The organism is Thiohalobacter thiocyanaticus, from assembly GCF_003932505.1.
Classification (GTDB): domain Bacteria; phylum Pseudomonadota; class Gammaproteobacteria; order Thiohalobacterales; family Thiohalobacteraceae; genus Thiohalobacter; species Thiohalobacter thiocyanaticus.
Genome location: NZ_QZMU01000001.1, coordinates 622,530 through 645,974, shown reverse-complemented (window position 1 = coordinate 645,974; position 23,445 = coordinate 622,530). Strand labels below are relative to the sequence as shown.

Annotated in this window: 21 protein-coding genes; 12 read left to right on the top strand and 9 right to left on the bottom strand. The window is 66.8% G+C overall.

The genetic code is table 11. The annotated features are described in order from the left end of the window. Positions 1-132 precede the first annotated feature (132 nt). The 8 genes from D6C00_RS03080 to D6C00_RS03045 all read left to right on the top strand — a co-directional run bounded on the left by D6C00_RS03080 (position 133) and on the right by D6C00_RS03045 (position 9,712). Positions 133-1,947 carry a fatty acyl-AMP ligase gene (locus D6C00_RS03080; RefSeq protein WP_125180261.1) on the top strand — a complete coding sequence of 605 codons (1,815 nt, stop codon included), beginning with the start codon at positions 133-135 and terminating at the stop codon, positions 1,945-1,947. Beyond that, positions 1,944-2,909 (top strand): NAD-dependent epimerase/dehydratase family protein, encoded by a 966-nt coding sequence (locus D6C00_RS03075; protein WP_125180260.1) that lies wholly within the window; start codon positions 1,944-1,946, stop codon positions 2,907-2,909. The genes D6C00_RS03080 and D6C00_RS03075 overlap by 4 nt, the downstream gene beginning before the upstream one ends. Continuing rightward, positions 2,899-3,165 (top strand): acyl carrier protein, encoded by a 267-nt coding sequence (locus D6C00_RS03070; RefSeq protein WP_125180259.1) that lies wholly within the window; start codon positions 2,899-2,901, stop codon positions 3,163-3,165. Before D6C00_RS03075 ends, D6C00_RS03070 begins: the two co-directional genes overlap by 11 nt. Continuing rightward, complete coding sequence (spt, locus tag D6C00_RS03065; RefSeq protein ID WP_125180258.1) at positions 3,162-4,370, top strand: serine palmitoyltransferase; 1,209 nt, start codon at positions 3,162-3,164, stop codon at positions 4,368-4,370. The genes D6C00_RS03070 and spt overlap by 4 nt, the downstream gene beginning before the upstream one ends. 58 nt (positions 4,371-4,428) lie before the next feature. Further along, positions 4,429-5,391, top strand: a complete 963-nt coding sequence (locus D6C00_RS03060; RefSeq protein ID WP_158675268.1) for a metallophosphoesterase family protein — start codon at positions 4,429-4,431, stop codon at positions 5,389-5,391. Positions 5,392-5,458: 67 nt separating this feature from the next. After that, a complete protein-coding gene (gene lptF / locus D6C00_RS03055; RefSeq protein WP_125180256.1) occupies positions 5,459-6,580 on the top strand; it encodes an LPS export ABC transporter permease LptF in 1,122 nt (373 codons plus the stop codon). Between the two features lie 3 nt (positions 6,581-6,583). Next, a complete protein-coding gene (lptG, locus tag D6C00_RS03050; protein WP_125180255.1) occupies positions 6,584-7,651 on the top strand; it encodes an LPS export ABC transporter permease LptG in 1,068 nt (355 codons plus the stop codon). Between the two features lie 351 nt (positions 7,652-8,002). After that, positions 8,003-9,712: an ABC transporter ATP-binding protein gene (locus D6C00_RS03045; protein ID WP_125180254.1), complete on the top strand. Its 1,710-nt coding sequence runs from the start codon at positions 8,003-8,005 to the stop codon at positions 9,710-9,712. Between the two features lie 264 nt (positions 9,713-9,976). Here the strand turns inward: D6C00_RS03045 and D6C00_RS03040 are convergent, their stop codons facing one another. The 4 genes from D6C00_RS03040 to D6C00_RS03025 are packed head-to-tail and all read right to left on the bottom strand — an operon-like array spanning position 9,977 to position 13,798. Further along, positions 9,977-11,140 carry a mitochondrial fission ELM1 family protein gene (locus tag D6C00_RS03040; RefSeq protein ID WP_125180253.1) on the bottom strand — a complete coding sequence of 388 codons (1,164 nt, stop codon included), beginning with the start codon at positions 11,138-11,140 and terminating at the stop codon, positions 9,977-9,979. After that, complete coding sequence (locus tag D6C00_RS03035; RefSeq protein WP_125180252.1) at positions 11,137-12,102, bottom strand: lysophospholipid acyltransferase family protein; 966 nt, start codon at positions 12,100-12,102, stop codon at positions 11,137-11,139. The genes D6C00_RS03040 and D6C00_RS03035 overlap by 4 nt, the downstream gene beginning before the upstream one ends. Before the next feature lie 48 nt (positions 12,103-12,150). Next, entirely contained in the window at positions 12,151-12,786 is a 636-nt protein-coding gene (locus tag D6C00_RS03030; RefSeq protein WP_125180251.1) for a sterol desaturase family protein, read from the bottom strand. A 10-nt stretch (positions 12,787-12,796) separates the two neighbouring features. Continuing rightward, positions 12,797-13,798 (bottom strand): lysophospholipid acyltransferase family protein, encoded by a 1,002-nt coding sequence (locus tag D6C00_RS03025; protein ID WP_125180250.1) that lies wholly within the window; start codon positions 13,796-13,798, stop codon positions 12,797-12,799. Positions 13,799-13,986: 188 nt separating this feature from the next. On the opposite strand from D6C00_RS03025, the gene D6C00_RS03020 reads away from it, so the two are divergent. The 3 genes from D6C00_RS03020 to D6C00_RS03010 are packed head-to-tail and all read left to right on the top strand — an operon-like array spanning position 13,987 to position 16,718. Next, a complete protein-coding gene (locus D6C00_RS03020; protein ID WP_177433195.1) occupies positions 13,987-15,135 on the top strand; it encodes a GNAT family N-acetyltransferase in 1,149 nt (382 codons plus the stop codon). A gap of 7 nt (positions 15,136-15,142) precedes the next feature. Continuing rightward, complete coding sequence (locus D6C00_RS03015; protein ID WP_206609495.1) at positions 15,143-16,033, top strand: nucleotidyltransferase family protein; 891 nt, start codon at positions 15,143-15,145, stop codon at positions 16,031-16,033. 19 nt (positions 16,034-16,052) lie between these two features. Further along, positions 16,053-16,718, top strand: coding sequence for a 2OG-Fe(II) oxygenase (locus tag D6C00_RS03010; RefSeq protein ID WP_158675267.1), 666 nt, complete (start codon positions 16,053-16,055; stop codon positions 16,716-16,718). An 89-nt stretch (positions 16,719-16,807) separates the two neighbouring features. Here D6C00_RS03010 and D6C00_RS03005 read toward each other — a convergent pair whose 3' ends face one another. After that, the gene (locus D6C00_RS03005; protein WP_206609494.1) at positions 16,808-17,728 is read right to left on the bottom strand and encodes a sulfotransferase domain-containing protein; all 921 of its coding nucleotides are present in this window, start codon (positions 17,726-17,728) and stop codon (positions 16,808-16,810) included. 107 nt (positions 17,729-17,835) lie between these two features. Here D6C00_RS03005 and D6C00_RS03000 point away from each other — a divergent pair, with 107 nt between their 5' ends. Beyond that, positions 17,836-18,921: a mitochondrial fission ELM1 family protein gene (locus tag D6C00_RS03000; protein ID WP_125182337.1), complete on the top strand. Its 1,086-nt coding sequence runs from the start codon at positions 17,836-17,838 to the stop codon at positions 18,919-18,921. Between the two features lie 137 nt (positions 18,922-19,058). Here the strand turns inward: D6C00_RS03000 and D6C00_RS02995 are convergent, their stop codons facing one another. From D6C00_RS02995 to D6C00_RS02980, 4 genes are all read right to left on the bottom strand, one after another. After that, a complete protein-coding gene (locus tag D6C00_RS02995) occupies positions 19,059-20,003 on the bottom strand; it encodes a hypothetical protein (RefSeq protein ID WP_125180246.1) in 945 nt (314 codons plus the stop codon). A 691-nt stretch (positions 20,004-20,694) separates the two neighbouring features. Beyond that, on the bottom strand, positions 20,695-21,264 hold the full coding sequence (locus D6C00_RS02990) for a hypothetical protein (RefSeq protein ID WP_125180245.1): 570 nt from the start codon (positions 21,262-21,264) through the stop codon (positions 20,695-20,697). Positions 21,265-21,541: 277 nt separating this feature from the next. Beyond that, the gene (locus D6C00_RS02985) at positions 21,542-22,531 is read right to left on the bottom strand and encodes a diacylglycerol/lipid kinase family protein (protein ID WP_206609492.1); all 990 of its coding nucleotides are present in this window, start codon (positions 22,529-22,531) and stop codon (positions 21,542-21,544) included. After that, positions 22,528-23,406 carry a hypothetical protein gene (locus tag D6C00_RS02980; RefSeq protein ID WP_125180244.1) on the bottom strand — a complete coding sequence of 293 codons (879 nt, stop codon included), beginning with the start codon at positions 23,404-23,406 and terminating at the stop codon, positions 22,528-22,530. The genes D6C00_RS02985 and D6C00_RS02980 overlap by 4 nt, the downstream gene beginning before the upstream one ends. Between the last annotated feature and the right edge of the window lie 39 nt (positions 23,407-23,445).

The following is a 23,445-nucleotide window of genomic DNA, read 5'->3' as shown; positions in this document are numbered from 1 at the left end:
TATATGTCCCAATGATGGGCAAACTGTTTCACAAATTTGTTGAAACCTTTGGGGTAACTGGCAGTCTTATATTAGTATTTGCCAATTGGACCTGAAACCAAGACGCTTCCGAAACCGGAAAAGGATAATGTAATGCAGCCGACAGGCAGTTCGCATGATCTAGCTTTGCGACCCTCCACCTTCTCGACCCTGTGCGAAGCCCTGGATTATGCCGCTGGCGGTGAGACCGGCGTGAACTTCTACAACGGCCGGGGCCAGCTCTATTGCGCCCTGCGCTACGGGGAACTGCGCGAACAGTCCCTGGCGCTTGCCCGTCGGCTGCTCGGCCTGGGGATCGAAAAGGGCGGCCGGGTCGCGCTGGTGGCGGAGACGACGCCCGACTTCGTGCGCTTCTTCTGGGCCTGCCAGTATGCCGGCCTGGTACCGGTGCCGTTGCCGGCCACCGTACACATCGGCGGGCATCAGGCCTTCGTCAACCAGCTGCGCAAGCTGCTCGAGAACTGCCGGGCCGAGGCGGCCATGGCGCCCGAGGAATGGCTGAGCTTTCTCGAAGAGGCCACCGACGGACTGGAGCTGCGCTGCGTGGGCACGCCGGACGTTTTCGATGCACTCGAACCCTTCACGGGCGAGCTGCCCGGGGCCGCGCCGGAAGATACGGCTTACATCCAGTACACCTCCGGCAGCACGCGTTTCCCGCGCGGCGTGGTGATCGACCACGCCACCGTGCTGGCCAACATCAACGACATGGCACTGAACGGGCTGAAGCTCAACGATCAGGACCGTTTCGGCTCCTGGCTGCCCTTCTATCACGACATGGGACTGGTGGCCTTCATCATCATGCCCATGGCCACCCAGCGTTCGGTCGACTTCCTGGGCACCCGCGATTTCGCCATGCGGCCACGCCAGTGGCTGGAATTGATGTCGCGCAACCGCGCCACCATCGCCTCCGCGCCGCCCTTCGGCTACGACCTGGCCGCCATGCGCGTGCGCCCGCGGGATGCCGAACAGTGGGATCTCAGTAACTGGCGCGTGGCCTGTGTCGGCGCCGAGCTGATCAGCCCGGAGCCGCTGCAGCGCTTTGCCGAGGCCGTCGCGCCGGCCGGTTTCGACCCGCGCGCCTATGTGGCCTGTTACGGCATGGCCGAGTGCTCGCTCGCCATCAGCTTCGCGCCCCTGGGTGAGGAGATGGTGGTCGACTGCGTTGATGCCGAGTACCTGCAGCAGGCGCACGAGGCCCGGCCGCTGGATCCGGAGACGGCCGAGCGCGAAGGCGTGCGCGTGGCGAAATATGTCGACTGCGGTCCGCTGCTCCCGACCTTCGAGGTCTCGATCCGCGATGATGACGGCAACCCGCTGCCGGAACGTCATGTCGGCAGTATCCATCTGCGCGGCCCGAGTGTGATGAGCGGCTATTTCGAGGACGAGGCCTCCACCCGCGAGGTGATGAGTCCCGACGGCTGGCTCAATACCGGTGATGTCGGCTACCTGATCGACGGCAACCTGGTGGTCACCGGCCGCAAGAAGGACATGATCATCGTCCACGGCCGCAACATCTGGCCGCAGGATCTGGAATACCTGGCCAAGCAGCAGCCGGGCGTGCGCTTCACCGACGCCGCGGCCTTCGCCGTGACCGACGACCATCAGCACGAGACGGCTGCCGTGGTCGTGCAGTGCCGGGAGCGCGATCCGCTCAAGCGTGAGACGCTGGTCAAGAACATCAAGGGGCAGGTGCGGGCCGAGTTCGGCATCGACTGCATCGTCGAGCTGGTGCCGCCCCGGACCCTGCCGCGTACCTCTTCCGGCAAGCTCGCACGTTCGCGTGCCCGCCAGGAATTCCTGGCCCGGCGTGCGGCCGAGGCGGCCGCACCGCCGGCCGCCGTGGTCAATGGACCGCGGCCGGCGCGGCCGGCGGCGCCGGCCAGGGATCAGGCCCGGCGTCTGGCATGACGGGAACGGTTGCCGTCACCGGTGCAACAGGCTTCGTGGGACAGGCCCTGGTCGATCACCTGCTGCGCTCCGGCTGGCGGGTGCGGGCCCTGGTCCACCGGCGCGGTCTGACTGCGTCCGGGACGGAACTGCTGGAGACCGTCAGCGGCGGGCTCGAGGATACCGTTGCACTGGAACGCCTGCTGGCCGGTGCCGATGCCCTGGTGCATGTGGCCGGCCGCGTGCGCGGCCGCAGCGCGCGGGATTTCCGCCCGGTCAATGCCGACGGGGTGGCGCGCCTGGCACGGTTGGCCCTGGACCGGCCGCGGCCACCGCGTTTCGTTCTGATCTCCTCCCTGGCCGCGCGCGAGCCCGGTCTGTCGCATTATGCGGCCAGCAAGCGCGAAGGCGAGACCCGCCTGGCCGACCTGGCCGCGGGCTCATCCATGCGTTGTGCCGTGCTGCGTCCGCCCGCCGTCTACGGCCCCGGCGACCGCGAGCTGCTGCCGCTGTTCCGGATCATGGCCCGGGGGATCGCCCCGGTACTGGGACCGGCCGGGGCACGTGCCTCCCTGCTTCACGTCAATGATCTGGCGGTTGCCGTCGGCCAGCTGCTCGACAGCGCGGCCGAAGGAACCTATGAACTGCATGACGGTACCCCCGGCGGCTACAGCTGGGACGATATCGCCGCCACGGTCGCGGCCGTGACAGGGCGCCGGCCGGGCCGGCGCCTGCCGGTGCCGGGCGGGCTGTTGCGCGGCCTGGCCGGGCTGAATCTGGCGGCGGCCACGCTGCTGCGCTATCAGCCCATGCTCACGCCGGGCAAGGTCAACGAGTTGCGTCATCCCGACTGGGTGTGCGACAACAGTGCCCTTACCCGCGCCACCGGCTGGCGTCCGGCCATTGTGCTGCGTGACGGCCTGCAGCCGCTGCTGGTACCGGCGCGACCGCACACGAACGAGGGCATCTCCAATGTCCACTGAAGCCAGGGACCAGTACCAGGAAATCCTGCAGGGTCTGTACACCCTGTTGGCCCGGTTTCCGACCGGGAATGTCGAATTGAAGGAGCAGACCGACCTGGTGGCGGATATGGGGCTGGATTCCATTAATGTGATGGAGTTGCTACAGGAAATCGAGGACCGATTCGATATAATCGTCCCCCTGAATGTTATGTCGGATATCCGCACGGTGCAGGATCTTGCCATCCAGGTCCAGCGTCTGCTCGGGGAGAACTCATGAGTATCTCAAAACGCTTCGCCGAACTCGAACACATCCGCAGCGCCCTGAACGAGGCCGATGCCGATCCCGGCCGGATCGTCATGGAGCGCATGCTGTCGGCGACCGAGGCCGAAATCGCGGGGCGGCGCACGATCCTGGCGGGCACCAACAACTACCTCGGCCTGACCTTCGAGCCGGGCATTCTGGAGGCCTCTCACCAGGCCCTGCGCGAGCAGGGCAGTGGCACCACCGGCTCGCGTATGGCCAACGGCAGCTTCGCCAGCCACGTGGCACTGGAGCGCAGCTTTGCCGAGTTCTACGAGGTGCCGGCCGCGATGATCTTCTCCACCGGCTACCAGGCCAATCTGGGGATCCTCACCGGCCTGCTGCGCGCCGGCGACAAGGTGGTGATCGACGCCCACAGTCACGCCAGCATCTATGACGGCTGCCGCCTGAGCGGGGCCGATTTCTTCCCCTTCCGTCACAATGACCCGGAAGACCTGCGCAAGCGGCTGCGCCGCCTCGGCGACGACGCCCGCGGTGCGCTCGTGGTCACCGAGGGCCTGTACAGCATGCTGGGCGACATCGCCCCGCTGGCCGAACTGCTCGAGGTCACCGAGGAATTCGGTGCCTACCTGATGGTCGACGAGGCCCACTCGCTGGGCGTGTACGGCGAACAGGGGCGTGGCGTGGCCGAGGCCGCCGGCATCCTGGACCGGGTGGATTTCATTACCGGCACCTTCAGCAAGAGCCTGGGCTCGATGGGTGGTTTCTGCGTGAGCCGGCACGAACAGCTCAACCTGCTGCGCTACGGCAGTCGTCCCTACATCTTCACCGCCTCGTCCAGCCCGGCCAACATTGCAGCGGCCCACTGGGCGCTGGATCATGTCCGCAGCCATCCCGAGCTGCGGGAAAAGCTCTGGTCCAATGTCGCCCAGCTCTACAGTGGGCTCAAGGATCTGGGCTTCCGGCTGGGATCGGCACCCAGCCCGGTGGTGGCGGTGCGGGTCGATTCCCACGACGAGGCCGCGCGTATCTGGAACGAACTGCTGGCCAGCGGCGTGTACGTCAATCTGGTGGTGCCGCCCGCATCCCCCGATGGTGCCTCGCTGCTGCGCTGCAGCGTCAGCGCCGGCCACAGCCCGGAACAGATCGAGACCATCGTGGCCGCCTTCGGCGAAGCCATTTCCCGCACGGCCTTTGCCGGGGCCTGCTGCAGCGGCTAGGACTGAAGCCACGCCGACTGCGCGATGCCGCGCCCCTGCGGCGTCCGCGCACGGCCGTATGAAAATGCCGGATTCCACCCACCCGACTTCCACGGTGCTGGCCCAGCTGTCGGACCCGCACCTGCCGTTGCCCGCCTGGGTTCCCCCGACCGAACTGTTCAACAAGCGCCTGCTGGGACTGCTGTCCTGGTATACCCGCCGTCGCTATCGTTACCGGCCCGAGACCCTGGCCGCCCTGGTGGAGGATCTCAGGGCGCAGGCGCCGGACTGGATCACGGTCAGCGGCGATCTCACCAACCTGGGGCTGGAGAGCGAATTCCGCCGTGCCCGCCTGTGGCTGGACCGGCTGGCCGCACCCGAGAGGTTGCTGGTGGTGCCGGGCAATCACGACGCGACCGTCCCCGGGGCCTGGGAGCGGGGCGCGCCGCACTGGGCGCCCTACTGGCATGGTGATGCGCCTTACGGCGAGGCCGGGGCGGCCTTTCCCGTGCTGCGCCGGCGCGGCCCGCTGGCCCTGATCGGGCTGTCCACCGCCATCGCCTCACCGGCCGGCCGGGCCGTGGGCGAGGTCGGCGAGCCGCAGCGCCGGCGCCTGGCGGAGCTGTTACGGCAAACCCGGTCCGAGCGTTTGTGCCGGGTGCTGATTCTGCATCACCCCCTGATCGAGGGCACGGTCAGGGCGCGCAAGCGTCTGCTCGACGGCGAGGCGCTGTGCGAACTGCTCGCCGCCGAGGGCGTGGAACTGGTGATCCACGGCCACGGGCACAGGAGTCATCATCTGCAACTGGATACCCGCGACGGCAGCGCGCCCGTGATCGGTGTGCCCTCGGCCTCCTCGGCCCGGGACGAATACGCCGCCTACCACCTGTACCGGATTCAGCCCGCCGCGGATGGCTGGACACTGGAACTGGAGGTACGGCGCTGGCGGCCGCGGGACGGCCGGGTCGAGAGCGCCGAGCGCATGAGTACGGCCCTGCCGCGCGCGCATGCCGCGGCGGCCGCGCCTGAGCAATCTGTCTGAAACCTCCCGCCGCGCCGGCATGTTAAAGTAGGCCCTTTGTGGCTGATACTGTCCCCGAACCGCTGCCGTGCTGATTGACCGCTATCTGGCAAGTGAGATCCTGCGCCCCCTGGCGCTGGGCGTGGGGCTGTTCCTGCTGATCTATGTCGGCTTCAGCCTGTCGAAGAACCTGTCCATGGCCGCCGACGGCCTGATCGACACGGCCACGGCCCTGCAGCTGGTGGGCCTGTCCAGCCTCACCACCCTGGAAGTCATTCTCCCCACTGCGCTGTTCTTCTCGGTGCTGCTGGTGATGGGCCGGCTGTACCAGAACGGCGAGATCGCCGCACTCGTCTCGGCCGGGGTCTCGCCTCTGCGCCTGATGCGCAGCGTGGGTACGGCGGTGCTGCTGGCCGCCCTGCTGGCGGGGCTGCTGTCGATCTTCGGCCGGCCCTGGGCCTACGACAGCATCTACCGTCTGGAGGCTCAGGCCATCAGCCGGCTCGATGCCGGCGAACTGGCCGCGGGCCAGTTCGTTTCGCTGGATGTCGACGGTTACATGTTCATCGCCGATGACCGCGCCGAACAGGAGAAGCTGCACCGTGGCGTGTTCCTGTTCCGCACCCACGAGAATGCCGAGGGCGTGGTGCACAAGGAACTGATCCGGGCCGACAGCGCGCGCCTGCCGCGCTTCGATCCGGGGCGCGAGGCGGTACTGGTATTCCATGACGGTTACAGCTATCTGCTGGGCCCGGAGGGCCGGTCCGACCTGTCCATGCGCTTCGGCGAAATGAGCATTGTCTGGGGCGCGGCCGAACAGGCCCGGGAGAAATACAAGAGCAAGGCGCGGCCGACGGCGGAGCTGCGAAGCTCCGATCAACCCAAGGACATCGCCGAATACCAGTGGCGCCTGTCCACGCCGCTGGCAACCTTTCTGCTGACCCTGCTGGCCTTCCCGCTGGCGCGTTCGAAACCGCGGGAGTCGCGCCTGCGCCCGAATGTGGTGGCGCTGTTCATCTACCTGCTGCTGTTCGCCGAAGTTAGTATGGTGCGTACCCTGGTGGAACAGGCGACACTGCCACCGGTGCCGGGGCTGTGGATCGCCTATGTCCCGCCGCTGCTGTTGTTGCTGGCGCTGATGGCGCCGGAGCGGCTGCGACAGCTGCGGCGACGCCCGCCTGCGCTGTCTCCCGGCCAGAGGGCGCATTGATCCATGCGCACGCTGAGACGCTATCTGACCGGACATATGGTTGCAGGGTGGTTGCTGTTCGCCACCGTGATGGGTGTGCTGCTGTTGCTGGTGCGCCTGATCGAGGAGCTGGAACGGGTCACCGACAGCTACACCACCGGCCAGGTGGTCCTGCATGTGCTGCTGACCCTGCCGCAGCAACTGCTCACGCTCACGCCGGTGATCGTGCTGGTGGGCACCCTGACCGCCTTCGCCCGGCTGGAGCAGCTCAATGAGATGACCATCATCCGCGCCGCCGGCGTGAACAAGGCCCGGCTGCTGCGCTCGCTGATGCTGCCGCTGCTGGTACTGTGTCTGCTGCTGTGGGGGGCGATGGAATGGGTCACGGCACCTCTGCACCAGTGGGGCGAGGAGATCCGCAGCGAGGCCCGCGGCAACAACACCCTGGAACCGGGGCAGAGCCTGTGGTCGCGCAGCGGCCGGACCTTCTACCGGCTCGGCCGTCTGGGCATCAATCAATCCCCGGGTGATATCGATATCTTCGAGTTCGGCCCGGACCATCGGCTGCTGCGTGCCATCCACGCCGAGCAGGCCCGGGTGATCGAGGGGCGGCGCTGGCAACTCGAGGACGCGCAGGTGCGACGCTGGGAGGCGGGCGAGCTGAGCCTGCAGCGCCAGCCGGGGCTGATCGTGGACCGGCTGTGGTCACGCGACGAGCTGCAGCGCCTGCTGCTCGGCATGGACAGCATGCCGCCCAGCGTGCTCTACGCCTACCAGGACTACCTGCAGCGCAGCGGCCAGAGTGCGCACGCCCATGCCCTGGCGCTGTGGAACCGTCTGATGCTGCCGCTCGCGGCCGTCGGCATGGCGCTGCTGGCCCTGGGCCTGAGCGTGAAACCCGGCAGCCAGCGCGGCGGCATGGGCCGGCAGCTGGCCGCCGGCGTGCTGGTCGGCGTGCTCTTCTATCTGGGCTCACAGATCCTGGTCGCGCTGGGCCAGATCTATCATCTGCCGCCGCTGGCCACGGCGGTGTTTCCCGTGGTCTGCATTTTTCTTGCCGCCTCGGTGCTGCTTATGAGACTGCGTTGGTGATGTGGATCCCGAGTCGAATGGCCCTTAATTTAGGGAAATTCTGATTAATTCCTTTTCGTCATCCCGGCGCAGGCCGGGATCCAGATCCCGCGATCGTCAATGTCCAACCCTGGCGCCAGTCTCATGTTTCTGCATTTGGGTGCGTCCAGGCATGGATTGGAAGAGTGCCATGGATTACTCGCTGCGCTCGCCCTTCGGGCCGCCCTTCGGGCGTTCAACGCGCTGCGCGCTTTTGTCCGGCCTGCGCCGGAATGACGAGGCTAAAGTAAGTGCCATTCGGCCTCGGGCATTTGAGTGCCAGAGAGGGAACGGGGATAATGCCGCCTTTCGTGTCGCCCTCGGAATCCATCCATGCGCCTGATGCTCAATCTGTTCCGTGCCTACCCGCTGGCCAGTTTCCTGATGCTGGTCGCGCTGCTGCTGTCGGGGCTGGCCGAGGGACTGGGGCTGTCGGCGCTGCTGCCGGTGCTCAAGGTCGCGCTGTATCACAATGAACCCGGAAGCGGCCCGCAGGAACCGCCCGGCGAGCTGGAGCTGATGGTTCTGGATCTGCTTGCCTGGCTCGGCATCCCGCCGACCCTGGGGCCGCTGCTGCTGCTGATCGTGGTGGCCTCGACCTTCAAGGCGCTGCTGCTGCTACTGGCCCAGCGCCAGGTGGGCTATACCGCCGCGCAGCTGGCCACCGACCTGCGTCTGGCCGTGCTGCGTCACATGATGCGCAGCCGCTGGGCCTTCTTCCTGCACCAGCCGGTGGGCAAGCTGACCAACACCATGGCCTCCGAGGCCCAGCGCGCCTCCGATGCCTACGTCAACGGCGCGACCGCCATCACCTTCCTGATCCAGTCGCTGGTCTACGCCGGCGTGGCCGTGGCCGTGTCCTGGCGGGCGGCCCTGGTCAGTCTGATCGCCGGCGTGCTCATCATCGGCGGTTCGCATTTCCTGGTGCGCATCACCCGCCGCGCCGGGCGCAAACAGACCCAGCTGATGATCTCGCTGATGTCGCGTCTGACCGATACCCTGCAGTCGGTCAAGCCGCTCAAGGCCATGGCCCGCGAGGAACTGGCCGACCGGGTGCTCAACCTGGAGACCAACAAGCTCAACAAGGCCCTGCGCCGGCAGGTGTTCAGCGCCGCCGCGCTCAATTCCGCCCAGGACCTGATGTTCACCGCCTTCATCGCCCTGGGTGTGTACCTGGCCCTGGAGCAGTTCTCCATGGACCTGGCCACGGTGATGGTGCTGGTGGTGGCGCTGGGGCGTGCCTTCAGCTTCCTGGGCAAGGTGCAGAAGCAGTACCAGAAGCTGATGCAGGGCGAGAGCGCCTACTGGTCGCTGCTGGATACCATCGACCAGGCCCGCCGGGCCGAGGAGCCGCTGGGCGGCGGGGCGGAGCCGGTGCTGCGCCAGGGGATCCGGTTCGAGCAGGTCGATTTCGCCTATGACGGGCATCCGGTCTTTTCCGGCCTCGATCTGGACATTCCGGTAAACAGCATCACCACCCTCATCGGGCCCTCGGGCTCGGGCAAGACCACCATCATCGATCTGCTCATCGGCCTGCTGCGGCCCGGGGTCGGCGAGGTGCGCATTGACGGGATGGCGCTGGATCAGCTCGATCTCAAGGCCTGGCGGCGCAAGATCGGTTATGTGCCGCAGGAGACAGTGCTGCTGCACGACAGCATCCTGCACAACGTCACCCTGGGTGATCCCGACATCGACGAGGCGCGGGTGATCCAGGCCCTCCAGGACGCCGGTGCCTGGGAATTCGTCGAGGGGCTGCCGGAGGGGATTCATACCCAGGTCGGGGAACGCGGGGGACGCCTCTCGGGGGGGCAGCGTCAGCGCATCGCCATCGCCCGGGCCCTGATCAACCGGCCGCAGCTGCTGATCCTGGACGAGGCTACCAGCGCGCTGGATCCGGCCAGTGAACAGGCCATCGTCGCCACCCTGCGTGAACTGCGCACGCGGCTGACCATCCTGGCCATCTCCCACAACACCGCCCTGGCCGAGGCGGCCGACCGGGTCTACCGGCTGGAGCCGCGCGGTCGGGTCGAGCTGCAGGCCTGAGCGCCAGGCTGTAGGTTGGGTCAGCCCGCAGGGCGTAACCCAACATTCGGACCGTATTCGTTGGGTTACGGCGCTATCGCGCCTAACCCAACCTACAGCGCTGGTTCGACCCGTAGCCCTGCTTTTCCCCTTCCCGTCATTCCCGCGCAGGCGGGAATCCATTGGCCGTAGCGGTTTCTGGATCCCCGCCTGCGCGGGGATGACGGATGAATTTGTCAACGGTTACAGCCGGTGGTTTTACGCTGCGTTGGCCCGCCCTGCGATTCAAACCGATGCGGTATCTTCCAGCAGGGCCCGCACCCGCGCCAGCGCCCGTTGCATATCACTGGACTGGTGCGCCTGCGAGCCCGGATGCGGCTCGCCCAGCCAGGCCACCTTGCCGGAACGGATCAGCTGCAGGTGTACCCGACTGATGTCCCGTGACAGGTGTTTCCAGCCCCAGCGCATCAGCGCCCGGTAGGCCAGGGCGCCGGCGGTGAGGTCGGTCTTCTGCCCCGCGTCCTGTTTTACCACTTCTTTTGCCCTGTCCGCCTCACCGGCGGCGATGAGCATGTCGTGGCGCATGCTGAAGCGTCCCCGGCCCAGGTCGAACATGTGTACCGGCCTGCCGGTGGCATAGGCCTCGGACAGCATGGAGACGCTGTCGGCGGTGACGATCAGCTCGTCGGCCAGGGCCAGAAAGCCGAGATAGGGATTGTCGGGATCGTCGCGCTGCCAGCGATACAGCTGCATGGGCAGCTCGTCCTGGGCGGCAAAGGCATCGATGGCGACGGGGCGGGTGCGGGCGCTGGAGCTGACCAGAAGTGAACCGCCGCGGGTGCGGGCCAGCGTCACCGCATCCCGTACCAGCCGCTCGGCCGCATGCCGGCCGAAGGCGTAGGGGCCGCTGTCACCGCCCAGGTTGACGGTAATGAAGGGCCGGGGCAGGTGCGCCAGCCGCGGCGCCCAGTGCTCGGCCGCCCGGGCCAGTGTATCCGGCTGCACCCGGTGCAGCGGCAGATCGTTGCGCAGCACGTTGGGCCGTTCCGGTACCCGGTACTGGGGGGTGGTGATCACCAGGTCGAAATGTTCCGGATCGGCCCACAGCCGGCCGACGAAAACGATGCGGGTGCGGTCGCCGGACTGATCGCGGATCCAGCGGCACACGGGTTCGTTGCGCATGCCGGATGACAGCACCAGGTCCGGCCAGGGCGGGGTGAGCGGATCGGAATGGGCCAGGTCCACGCCGCGCAGGTCGCGGCCACGGAACAGGTTGGTGCGGATCTCCTGCTTGCGATAGCGCAGTGTCTTGCGCTCCCAGGGCAGTTCCAGCGCCTCGGCCAGCGCCCGCAGCTGGGTCTGTTCACCGGCGCGATAGGCGTCCACCACCCAGACCCGCGCCGACGGCACAGCCTGCTGTGAGGCAGCGGGGCCTGGATGGTGACTCATGACGTTGATCCCTGCGCGTCGGCGCCAGCGGCCGGCTCCGCGTCCTTGGGCCAGCGGCGTTTCATACACAGCCAGTCGCCCGGCGATTCCCGGATCCAGTCCTCGAACAACCGGTTCAGGCGCAGGGTCAGTTCCCGCACCTGCTCCTGGCGCCCGGCCTGCGGATCGGCGGGGGCAAGCGGGGCCAGCACCTCGATGCGGTAGCGCTGGCCCGGCAGGCGCACGCAGCGGATGGGAATGAGCGGATAGCCGCGCAGCGACAGCCGCGCCGGGGTGGTGTTGGTCGGGGCCGGTACGCCGAAGAAGGGGATCATCTCGCCCGAATCGATGCGGGTGTCGAAGGCCGCGCCCACGCTGTGGCCGGCGCCCAGCTCCCGGATCAGTTCGCGCACGCCGCCGGTGCTGGGCACCAGGCGCGAACCGAAGGCCCGCCGCCGCTGCAGAAAGAAGCGGTGCAGCCAGGGGTTGGCCTCGCGGGCATACAGGATGGAGATGCTCAGGCCGTATTCGCGGCTGATCAGGTTGGTCAGCTGCCAGGCCCCGGCATGCGCCGTGGCGAACACCATGGCCTCACGCCGTTCGAATGCCTGCATGGCCTCCGGATGAACGTCGAATTCCAGGAAGCGGTCCCTGTGCTTCCACAGCCGGTCCAGCAGGAACAGTTCGGCCGCGGCCAGACCGGTGCAGCGAAAGACCTGTCTGACATACCCGTCGCGGTCGGCGGCGGAGAGCTGGGGCAGTACGAACTCGAGATTGCGGCGTACCACCCGGCGCTTCTTGTCGTTCCAGTAGCCGAGGCTGCCGAGCAGGCGGGAGAGGAAGGCGGCGGCCAGGGCAAAGGGCAGCAGCCGGACCAGTCCGTAGAGGCTGTAGAATACCAGGGCCTCCAGCAGCCAGACCGGCTGTTGCGTCCAGGGAGCGCGTTTGGCCAGGCGCTTGGGCAGCAGGTAATACTTCGGCATCGCTCGGTTCAGGTACCGGGGCGGGGCTGATGGAACACGGCAGGGGGCCTAGCGCCCGCGCGGCGGCAGGTAGGTGCCGAACACCCGGTCCCAGAGCGGAGAGCTGACACCGTAACGCCCGGCGTCGGCGGAGAAGTGATGATGCATGTGATACTGCTTGAGAAAACGCAGCACCGGGTGACGCATCGGGAAGTGGTGCGTGGCGTAGTGGATGTAGTCGTAGACCAGGTAGCCGAGCAGGAAGAAGGCGGTAAAGGGCTCGGCCCAGGGATGGGGCAGCACACTGCTGAACAGCAGCCACAGTACGCCCAGGATCAGGGCCGCGCCTGCCGGCGGCATCACCAGTCGGGTCTTGTCCTGTGGGGTGTCGTGATGGACACCGTGAAACAGGAACACGAAGCGTTTGCCCAGGCGGCTTCTGGCCGGGTAGTGGAAGACGAAGCGGTGCAGGGTGTATTCGGCGAAGGTCCAGGTGACCAGACCGGCGATGCCGATGCCGGCCAGTCCGATGGGCCCGATCCCGTGCACGGTGACGGCACGCACCAGCAGCCACACAGCCACCGGCAGCCATACCAGCAACGGCATGATGGGATGAACATGACTGAGGGCTTCCAGCAACGGATTGTCAAACAGCCGGATGGACTGCTCGCGCGACTGGGCACTCGCTGTGCGGTTGGCCGACATCTTTAAGGGGTTACCTGTGATCTGTGCGCTGTTCGGAAGCTGTGGACAGGGTAACATTGCCACCCCGATGTGCGCGAAGTATAGCACTGGACCAGATTTTTTTCGAACAAAACCAGGCCCCTGGCCGTTGTGTGATCCACTGCTCAAAATGCCGGTGGATCTGGCGGGTCAGGTCCCGGGCCTGGGTCTCCGCGTCGGCGTCCGGGTTGGCCGGTAACAGGGGTTCATGGAAGGTGATGGTGAAGCGGGGACCCTCGCGCCGTTCCAGCTCGACCGGCACCAGGGGGCAGCCGAACTTCAGTGCCAGACGCGCGGCCAGGGTGGAGGAGGGTTTGTCCGCGCCGAAGAAGGGAATCGGCGTGCCGGCTTCGATGCGACGGTCCATGATCATTGCCACCGAGCGGCCTTCCTTCAGGGCCTGGACGAAGGGGCGCATGCTGGCCTCGCGGGAAATTAACTCGCAGCCCAGCGCCAGGCGGGAGCGCCGCAACAGCCGGTCCAGCCAGGGGTTGGCCAGGGGGGAATACAGCACAGACAAGGGTACCCGGTAACGGTAAAGGGCCGCCCCGGCCGCCTCCCAGTTGGCGATGTGCGCGGTGACGAACACGGCTGGCTGCGTGGGATCGCTGTAGGTGGGAATCTCGTGTTCGAAGACCAGTTCGAGATGATCGTGGCGTGGATCGACGATCCTTGCCAGATGCGGGTACTCGCCCAGCACGGCACCGGCATTGCCCCAGATCTCGGGCAGCAGCTGCTCGATTTCCTGCGGACTCTTGTCGGGAAAGGCCAGACCGAGATTGGCCCGCATGTGGTCACAGCGGCTTCTGAACCAGGGACCGATACGCCGGCCCAGCCAGTCGCCGGTGCGCGAGGCCCAGGTCACCGGCAGCAGCCGGAACAGGCTGTAGAGCAGGCCGATCACCAGCAGGTCGAGCAGCCACAGGGTATGGCGCAGCACGCTGTTGTCCAGCGCCTTCTTGCGCAGCGCGTTGCCGAGGATGAACTTGGCCAAGTCTGAGTGCTTCCTGTGCCCGTTCCGCGGGCCTGATATCGGGGTGGGAATGCGCGGGAAAAGGAGTGTGCCGGAGGGGGTCAAAAAGATCAAATCCGGGCCGCGGCACTGGGTTCCACCGCAGCGGTTACGGTATGATGGCGGGATTGTTTCACGGATTCATGCGGTTCAAGGCGACAGGATTGTTCATGACCAGTGCGGGGACGGACAGCGGGGGGCTGCGCATCATCGAGGCCCGGGACCGGACGACGGTGAAGGATTTCCTGCGCCTGCCGGAGCGCCTCTATGCCGACGACCCGGCCTGGGTGCCGCCGCTGCACCTGGAGCAGCGCCAGCGGGTGTTTCACAACCATCCCCTGTTCGAGCACAGCGAGGTCCGGGCCTGGGTCGCCTACCGGGGCGACCGGCCGGTGGGGCGGATCACCGCCCAGCTGGATCGTCTGCAGCCACCGGTCGAGGGTGACAGGCTCGGTTACTTCGGCATGCTCGAGGCCGAGGACGATGCGGCGGTGTTCGCCGCCCTGCTGGAAACGGCGCAGGACTGGTTGCGGACACAGGGCGCGGCCCGGATCCGCGGCCCCTACAACCTCTCCATCAACGAGGAAATCGGCCTGCTGGTGGAGAACTTCGAGGACCCGCCCTACATCATGATGGGGCATGCCCGGCCCTGGTATCAGGCCCGCCTGGAGGAACAGGGGTTTGCCGGGGTGAAGGACCTGCTGACCTACACGGTGCGGCCCGACTTCACCGCCCCCGAGGTGATGCAGAAGCTGGCCCGGCGGGCGCTGCGCCGGGTGCGGATACGGCCGCTCGACCGCAGGCGCAAGGCGGCGGATTTCGAGGCCATGCGCGACATCTTCAATGACGCCTGGTCCGGCAACTGGGGCTTCGTGCCCTTTACCCGCGCCGAGTTCGCCGAAGTCGCGAAGATGCTCACCCTGCTGCTGGATCACGATTACGTCCAGATTGCCGAGATCGACGAGCGGCCGGTGGCCTTCATCGTGGCCCTGCCCAACATCAACGAGGCCATCCGCGACCTGAACGGGCGGGTCCTGCCCCTGGGCTGGGCCCGGCTGCTGTGGCGGCTCAAGGTCCGGCGGCCCCGCACCACCCGGGTGGCCCTGATGGGGGTGCGCCGGGAGCATCAGTTCTCGCGGCTGGGCCCGACCCTGGCCTTTCTGGTGATCGACGCGGTGCGCGAGGCCATGATCAAACGGGGGGTTCAGACAGTTGAGATGGGGTGGATCCTGGAGGATAATGCCGGTATGCGGCATATCATCGAAGCGATCGGCAGCCGGATCTACAAGCGTTACCGGGTCTATCAGAAGTCGTTGTGAGCCGGGCGTGGACAATCACCCCTCAGATCCCCTGAAGGCACAGGACCCAACGGCCGGACCGGCCGCCTCACCGCGTTTCACCTGTGTGATCCTGGCCGGCGAGCGTAGCCGGCGCGATGCCCTGCGCGAGCATTCCGGGGTGGCCTGCCGGGCCCTGCTGCGTATCAGCAGCGTGCCGATGATCCACCGGGTCATCAGCGCCCTGCGCGGTGCGGACAGTGTGGGCAGCATCCGCCTCAGCGGGCCGGATTCGGGCTGCGTGCAGAGCGACGCCGGGCTTGCCCGCGAGATCGACCAGCAGCGGCTGGCCTGGTCGCCGCCGGAGGCCTCGCCCAGCACCAGCGCCTACCGCATGCTCTCGGAGATGCCCGACGCGAATCCCGTACTGATCACCACGGCCGATCATCCCCTGCTGACCAGCGAGATCGTCGACCGCTTCTGTCGTGACAGCGTGGCTGCGCAGTGTGACGTGCTCGTCGGACTGGCGCCCTATGAACTGGTCAAATCACGCTATCCGGACCTGAAGAAGACCGTGCTGCGGTTCCGCGACGGCAACTATTGCGGCTGCAACCTGTTCGCCTTCATGACACCGGAGGGCCGCCGCGCTGCCGATTTCTGGCGCCGGATCGAGAACCAGCGCAAGAAGCCGCTGCTGGTGATCGGTCTGCTCGGCTGGTGGGCTGTGATCCGCTACCGGCTGGGCCTGCTGACCCTGGATGCGGCGTTGTCGCGCCTGTCCCGGCATCTGGGCCTGCGCCTCGGCGCGGTGATCCTGCCCTATGCCAACGCCGCCGTGGATGTGGACTCGGTGGCCGACTATGACCTGGTGCAGCGTTATGCCGGCACCGGAACCGAGATGGACCCCAACGGGGAACAGCGGCTGGCCAGCCAGCCCTGACTGCAGCGAGACAGCGATCATGACCGCGACCGACAGCCGACTCCTCAACTTCCAGGCGGTGGAAGACACCCCCCTGCAGACTGACCCCTTCAGTTTCATGGTCGCCGAGGACGTGATACCGGCGGGGGAACTGGAACGGGTCAATGCCGACTATCCGCGGATCGACATCCCGGCCAACTTCAATCCCGAGGACCTGGAGTTCGGCCCGGCCTTTGCCCAGGTGCTGCGTGAGCTGGACAGTCCCGAGTTCGAACAGCTGATCGAGCGCAAGTTCGGGGTGAATCTCGGCCGCACGGTCAAGACCATCACGGTGCGCAAGTATTCCGAAATGAGCGATGGCAACATCCACACCGATCACTGGAGCAAGGTGATCACGGTGCTGCTGTACTTCAACCCGGAATGGCATCAGGAGGGCGGCAAGCTGCGGCTGCTGCGCAGCAAGAGCGATATCGAGGATTACGCCGCTGAGGTCACGCCCATCGGCGGCACGCTGCTGGCCTTCAAGCGCAGCGGCAACAGCTATCATGGCTACAAGCGCTTCGACGGCGAGCGCCGCATGGTGCAGGTCAACTGGGTGCGTTCCGGTCCGGTGGCGCGTCAGGCCCAGCGCCTGGCCCGCATGGGGACGCACACCGGCAAGCGCATCCTGCGTCTGGCCCAGGGGCTGCGCGGGGCCGCCAAATAACAAAGGACTGCAGGCCGGAATAAGGGCCGGCAGGACCGTTTCCGGCAGCGGTCTGGCAGGATGCCGGGAACGCGCGCGCTTATCCCGGCCTACGCCCGCTTATAGCCGAACACCGGGTCCAGGTGCTGCTCCACCATCGCGTCGACCGCCAGGAGCTGTTCATCCGTGAAGTAGTCGCGATAACCGCCCACCTTGCCGCGCCGCACCTTGAAGGAATCCGGATTGTTCTCGTCACCCGGCTTCACCCGCTGGCCGCTGGCGCGCATCCCCTGTTTCTCCGCCTCGCGCTTTTTCATGTTGTCATAGGCGGCGTATTCCACCGCCGCCGTGACCTCGTCGGCGCTGCCGGGCGTGCCGGTGAAATCGAACACCCTGCGCATTACCGCGCCCGGGTCGCTGCGCATGTCCTCGTAACGGATCAGGAGCAGATCATCGCCCAGCATCGGCATGGCCGCGGCCCAGCCGTTGAAATAATCCACGATGCGTGGGATGCCGCATTTTTCATTGCTGACGAAGTCGAATACATCGATCTCGGCGCCGTGCGGGGGGTAGTCGTTGAGCAGCTTCTTGCGCGGCAGCATGCGGTAGCGCCACTGGAAGAACTGGGAGACGGCCACATCGCGCGGGTCGCGCACCAGCAGCACCACCTGTTTGCCGCGGAAATGCTCCAGGTTGTCCCAGTTGCGCAGGTAATCGCGCATGTAGTTGTTATGGCTGAACAGCACCTTCGGCGCGGCGTGGTTGAGCCGGTTGAAATTGTCGAATTCCAGCATGTGGTCCGTCGGCAGGTTGAAGCGCAGCTGGTAGAAACGCGACAGCATCACCCGGAACCAGGTGCGCCCGCTCTTGCCCCAGGACATCAGCACCCAGTCGGCCTCCTGCAGCTTGCGGTATTCCTCCCTGCCGCGCAGGCGCCGCTCGAGCGCGATGCGTTTTTCCAGCGGCAGGAAAAAGAGTGAGGCGAGGGCCAGGTGACGCGAGGCTACGGCCCCCATTTCTTTATAGGACATGTCGAACATAAAAAGGCGCGGTCTTGTATGCTGGGCGGGCGGTTTCACCCTGGTGACAGGGCGCGTATGATAGCACAGTTTCCCATACGGACCGATCCGGCTTGACGATGCAAACAGGTGTCTGGGTGCTGCTGGGCAGGAAGGCCGGCGACAACAATCAGGTGCTGGCACTGGCCGAGGCGCTGGGCTGGCCGTATCAGGAAAAGCACATCCAGGCACGCGGCTGGGAGTTGCTGCCGCATCTGCTCCTGGGTACGACCCTGGCCGGGATCGATCGCCGCCGCTCCAGTCCGCTGGCGCCGCCCTGGCCGGATCTGATCATCAGCGCCGGTCGGCGCAACGAGCCGGTTGCGCGCTGGATCCGCCGCCGGTCCGGCAACCGCAGCCGACTGGTCCATATCGGCCGGCCCTGGGCGCCGCCGGACTGCTACGATCTGATCGTCACCACCCCGCAGTACTTCCTCCCCGAGCAGGACAACATCCTGCACAACAACCTTCCGCTGCACCGCGTGCAGCGCGAGCGGGTCGCGGCCGCGGCGCAGCGGCTGGCACCCGAACTGGCCGACCTGCCGCGTCCCTTCACCACGGTGCTGATCGGCGGCGACAGCGGACCTTTCGTGTTCACCCGGGACAAGGGCCGGCGGCTGGCCGAGGGCGTGAACCGGCTGGTGGCGCAGACCGGCGGCACGGTGCTGGTCACCGACAGCCGGCGCACCCCGCCGGCGGCCGCACAGGCCTTCCGTGATGCGCTTGCAGTGCCATCAGCCGCCTGGTGGTGGGATGAGGACAACACAGGTCGGGACAATCCCTATCATGCCTACCTGGGCCTGGCTGAACGCTTCGTGGTGACCGGCGAGAGCATGTCCATGCTGGCCGAGGCCGCGGCCATGGGTCGACCGCTGTATCTGTTCGACCCGGCCGACCCGCCGGGTGCCTGGTGGCGCCATCCCCACAACCTCCGTTACAAACCGCTCAGCCATCGCCTGGCCATACGGCTGGCGCCGGTGCGTATGCGCCGTGACGTGGGGCGTATCCAACAGGCGCTGGTCGATGCCGGCCGGGCGCACTGGCTGGATGAAGCGCCGGCGCTGATTCAGCAGGGCGAGCAGTGGTATCAGACAGTGGAGGAGGATTCAGGCGCCGAGCTGGAACGCACGGCGCAGCGGGTTCGGGCGCTGCTGGAAGGTTTTTAGCGGCGTAGGTCGGATTAGCCCGCGAGGGCGTAATCCGACACTGACCGCGAGGACGTCGGGTTACGCTGCGCTAACCCGACCTACGAGGCTGCGCGGGTTTTGCTTGTACCTTGTCTCTCGTCTCTTGTATCTGCCCGTCACGCCGCCTGCTGCGCGCTCAACGGATGCGCCGGCGCCGGCGGCAGATCCTGGGTGTGCTCCAGTACCTCGAAGGCGTCGTGGCGCACATGGCTGCGTTCCATCTCTTCGCGCAGGAAGGCCTCGCTGATCCTGCCCTCGTTGATGCATTCCTTGAGCAGGCCGAAGAAGAAACGCTCCTGATTCTGGTCGGGATGGGCCTTGTACTTGCCCATGAGACCGTACTCGCCGAACAGGTGACGCCGGGCCCGCAGCAGCCAGGCGGCCGGCGGGAACAGGCGGAAGCGCTCCGACGGCCGCCAGTCCACCGGCAGGCCGGTCTTCCAGGGCTGGGTCTTGCGCCGGGTGGTGTGCAGCATCCTGGTCGCCGGCGAGAAGGTGTCGAAGTCGTTCCATTCCTTCTCGAAGAAGCCGATGCTCTCGGGGTCTTCGTTCTTCAGGCAGATCCAGGGCTGGTAGTCATAGCCGGCGTCGAACATGGCGTTGAACTGATCCTCCGGCTTCCAGTGCGTGAGGCGGCTGTTCTCGAGCAGCATCACGCTGCTGGCATAGCAGCGGTCGATGAAGCCCTTGGGGCCGGAGCGCATGCGGCACATGATGGCTTTGTCCTGCATGTCGCGGGTGAGCAGTTCCCAGATGTCGGTGCAGGCGAAGATGTCGGGATCGATGACCACGGCCCGGCCCTGGTAGCCCATCAGCTGCGGCGGCATGAAACGGGTGGGGGTGAAGGACTGCAGGTCGTCATTCAGCCACACCCGCTTGACCCCGTCGCGCATGTAGTACTGGCCTTCGCGCGCCCGGAAGAAGGGATAGTCACGGGTGTCCATGACGTGCACGTCGAATTCGTCATTGTGGGAGGAGTAACGGCGCAGCGCGTGTTCGGCGACAATGGCGCCGACGATCTGCTTGTGATTGGTCTGGATGAATACCCCGTAGTTCTTCATGATTCTCAATACCCTGCGTGTTACGTGGCGCAACTATACCCCATCCCACGGGGGCGAGTCATGGCGCAGATCAAATTTGTCATTGCGAACGCAGCGCGGCAATCTCCTAATGCAGAATCAGCCGGTTAGAGATTATTCGCTACGCTCACCCCTTCGGGGCCGCCCTGCGGGCGTTCTGCGCTCGCAAGCTCGCTTGTGCCGCGGCGCCAGGCGCCTCGCAATGACGGAAAACCCGAATCAGGTCGGACTTTCTTGACGAGGCTCAAGACCGTCAGCGAAAGACACCGCGCCGGTACAGCTGCCAGCCCCAGCTCCAGACATGGATCAGCGGCCGGCGGCGGACCCGCGCCGGAACCTCGACTGTCTGGCCCGAATGGCGGGAGAGCTTCCAGGCCAGGTAGTTCCAGTACGCCCTCGAACGCGTGACAGGCCCTGACCAGCCGGGTCCAGGGACAGCAGCTCTGCCCCTGCCAAAGGGCAGGCAGCAATTGCCAGCGGCCAGGCGACGGGCCGGGGCGTACGTGTGAGCTGTATTGTATGCCTCGGCGTCGTCTTGGTCGGCAGCAGGGTGAATGCAGTAGGAAAGACGACAGGAAGGGACAGAGTTATGACGGTATAGAAAGCCGGTAAATGCCGGGCCAGGGTTTCTCCGGCCCGGCCCCTGCGCTCCTCGCGCAGCTCGACCGTGGCATTAGCTAAGTGGCCACCGGGGCGCCTTTCCCCACAGGCTGGTCAGGATGCCTCGGCGGCAGGGCGGGAACCGGGAGCGGCGAGCAGGGTATCGGCGGCCCTGCAGGAAATCGCGTGCAGGCGGCGCGCGCACAACTGCGGTGTGCGGCTGTTTGAAAAGCTTTCCACCGGCTGGGCGACAGCGCCCCCCACATAACATAGGATTCGAATCGGGCGCGGCCGGTGCCGCGGTTCGAGCGCGGCCAGGGACTGAGCAGGCGTACTTGCAGCGCACCGTGCGGTCATCCACCGGGGCTTCGAGGTAATAGACATTGGGCGGCAGCAGCCGGATGCCGAGACGGCGCTGGAGGCGGGGTTCGGCCCGAGCATAGTCATCGACCAGGGCGTACAGGTCGACCACGCCTTCCAGCAGGTCGGCGCTGCGCAGGCAGGAACCGTACAGCACCACCGCCTGCAGCGCGTCGCCAAAGCGTGTCTGCAGAGCGTTCAGCAGTGCATGCAGCGGCGGCGAATCGGCCGCATCGGGGCCGGCGGGTTCGGGGTAGGCGGGCTGTGTTCTTATGGCGGTCATGCCGGGATTCATTATGCCCCAGAAAACTCTGATTATCCCCTTCCCGTCATTCCCGCGCAGGCGGGAATCCATAAACCACCGCGGTTATTGGATCCCCGCCTGCGCGGGGATGACGATGTGTTTCGGTGTCGTGGTCAATATTTCAGACTGTTGAGCCGCGTAGGTCGGATTAGCGCAGCGTAACCCGACACCGCGGCGGCAAACCACGTCGGGTTACGCCCTGCCGGGCTAACCCGACCTACGTGGTTCACGAAATACGCAGCGGTCAACAGGTGGGTCATGTCAGCCGCAGAAATCGGAACGGGCCCCGGGCAGTGACCGTGACCGGCCCGCATGACCGGCCGGCGGCAAGCAGCTCGCCGTCCAGATTGAGCTGACCGTCGAAATCGAGCTCGAAGTGCGCCGTGCGAAAGCTCTCATACCCATTGCCGGGGCTTGCATGCCGGTTCGGTCGGCCGCGCAGGATGGAGGCGAAGGTGCGCGGGAAGTGTGCCGCGCCGGCCCGGATGGTGGTCAGCCCCAGGGCGCCGTCGCCCTGGCCCCAGAAGGGCCGGATACCGAGAAACAGTCGCTCCAGGGTGCTGGCCGCCAGGATCAGCATGGGGGTTTCCTCGCGCGCGGCCGGCGCGGCGGTGTCGCTACCCGCCAGGCTCAGGCGCACCCGCGTCGGCTGATAGAAGCGCGGGTCGCGCCGCGCCAGCCCCCACAGGGTACGCGCCAGCGTCAGGCCCAGGCTGATCTCGCCGCCCAGGCCGCGCGCATGCACCCTGCTGTGGGCATATTGCGTGGCCTGCATGATGGCGCCGGTGCCGAGAAACATGCCGTAATGGATGTTGCCATCGGCCAGGCCCTCCACTTGCATGATATGGCGCTCTGCCGCCGGCGCATCCAGCGGGCAGCCGCGGTCCAGCCAGCGGAAGAAGCGCCGCCAGGCCCGGCGCGGGCTGCCGGCTGCCCCGATGTCGCCCGCGCTCATGTTGGCGGTACCGCCGGGCAGTACGATGAGCGCGGGCCAGCGCTCGGCCGGCCAGTGCTGCACGAGCAGGCCCAGCATACAGGCCAGGGTGCCGTCGCCGCCGTTGATGGCCAGTACCTGCGTGTCGGTGCCGGCCAGTCGCCGGATCAGCGCCCGGGCCTCGGCGGGCGAGCCGGTGACATGCTGTTCCAGCAGCGGATAGCGGGCGAGACGCTGCTGCAGTCGGTCGAAGGCCTTGCGGTTGTGGCCGCTGGCCGGGTTGCTGATCAGGACCGTCCGTGCCGGCTTCATTCGCTCAGCCGCGCCGCTTCCAGCCGGATCTCACCGGGACCGAGCCGCGGGGCGTCGCCGCGCAGGGCCAGCGGCAGCCGGGTGGCGGGATCGAGCAGCAGGGTCAGGGGCGGGCGCAGGCCCAGCAGTTCGAAACCGTTTTCGGGGTCGCCGATGGGCGTGGTCTCCAGGCGGATCACCAGGGCCTCGATCCGGTTCCGGATCTGTTGACTGCCTGTGTCCGTGTCCAGTCGGTACTCGGCAGCGACCGGTTCACGGCCGGTGACCGTCAGTGTGACCCGGAAGAAGTCGTGATCGGTGTGGACGAAGAAGGCCTTGCTGTCACCGCTCGCCTGCAGGGGTGCGGCACTGGCCAGGGGCAGCAGCAGCGTGGGCGAGATCAGTCCGGCGTTTTCCGGGATGGCGTCCGGCAGCCGCAGCCGCCCCGAACTGGATACGGGCCAGTCGCGGGCCAGGGCCAGGGCGCTGCGGGCGCCGTCGCGGGTCCAGTCCGGCTGCGACGCGATGTCGGCGGCAGTGAGATCGCTCTCCCGGCGTTCACGCAGGATGCCGCGATCTTCGTAGCGGTAGCACTTGGCCCGGCTGTCACTGCGGCCGAAGCCGACCCGGCAGCGCTGTACCAGGGTGCCGGCGGGATCGTACCAGGCGGACAGGCGCTCCAGGTTCTGCCGTCCCACCCGGTTGTCGGCCAGCAGCACCAGCAATGGGCCGCCGGCGTTCACCTGGCCGGCCGGTTCGCCGGCCGCCGCCTCATGCAGCCGGATGCGGGAGACGGCCGAGCCCAGAAGATTGGAGGCGCTCAGTGTCACCGCCTGCCAGCCCACGACCGGCAGCGCAGTCGCCGGCGAGTGCGCGACGGGCTCGCCGCCGGCCATGGCCGGCGCCTGGCTTGCCGCGGCCAGGAGTAGTGCGGC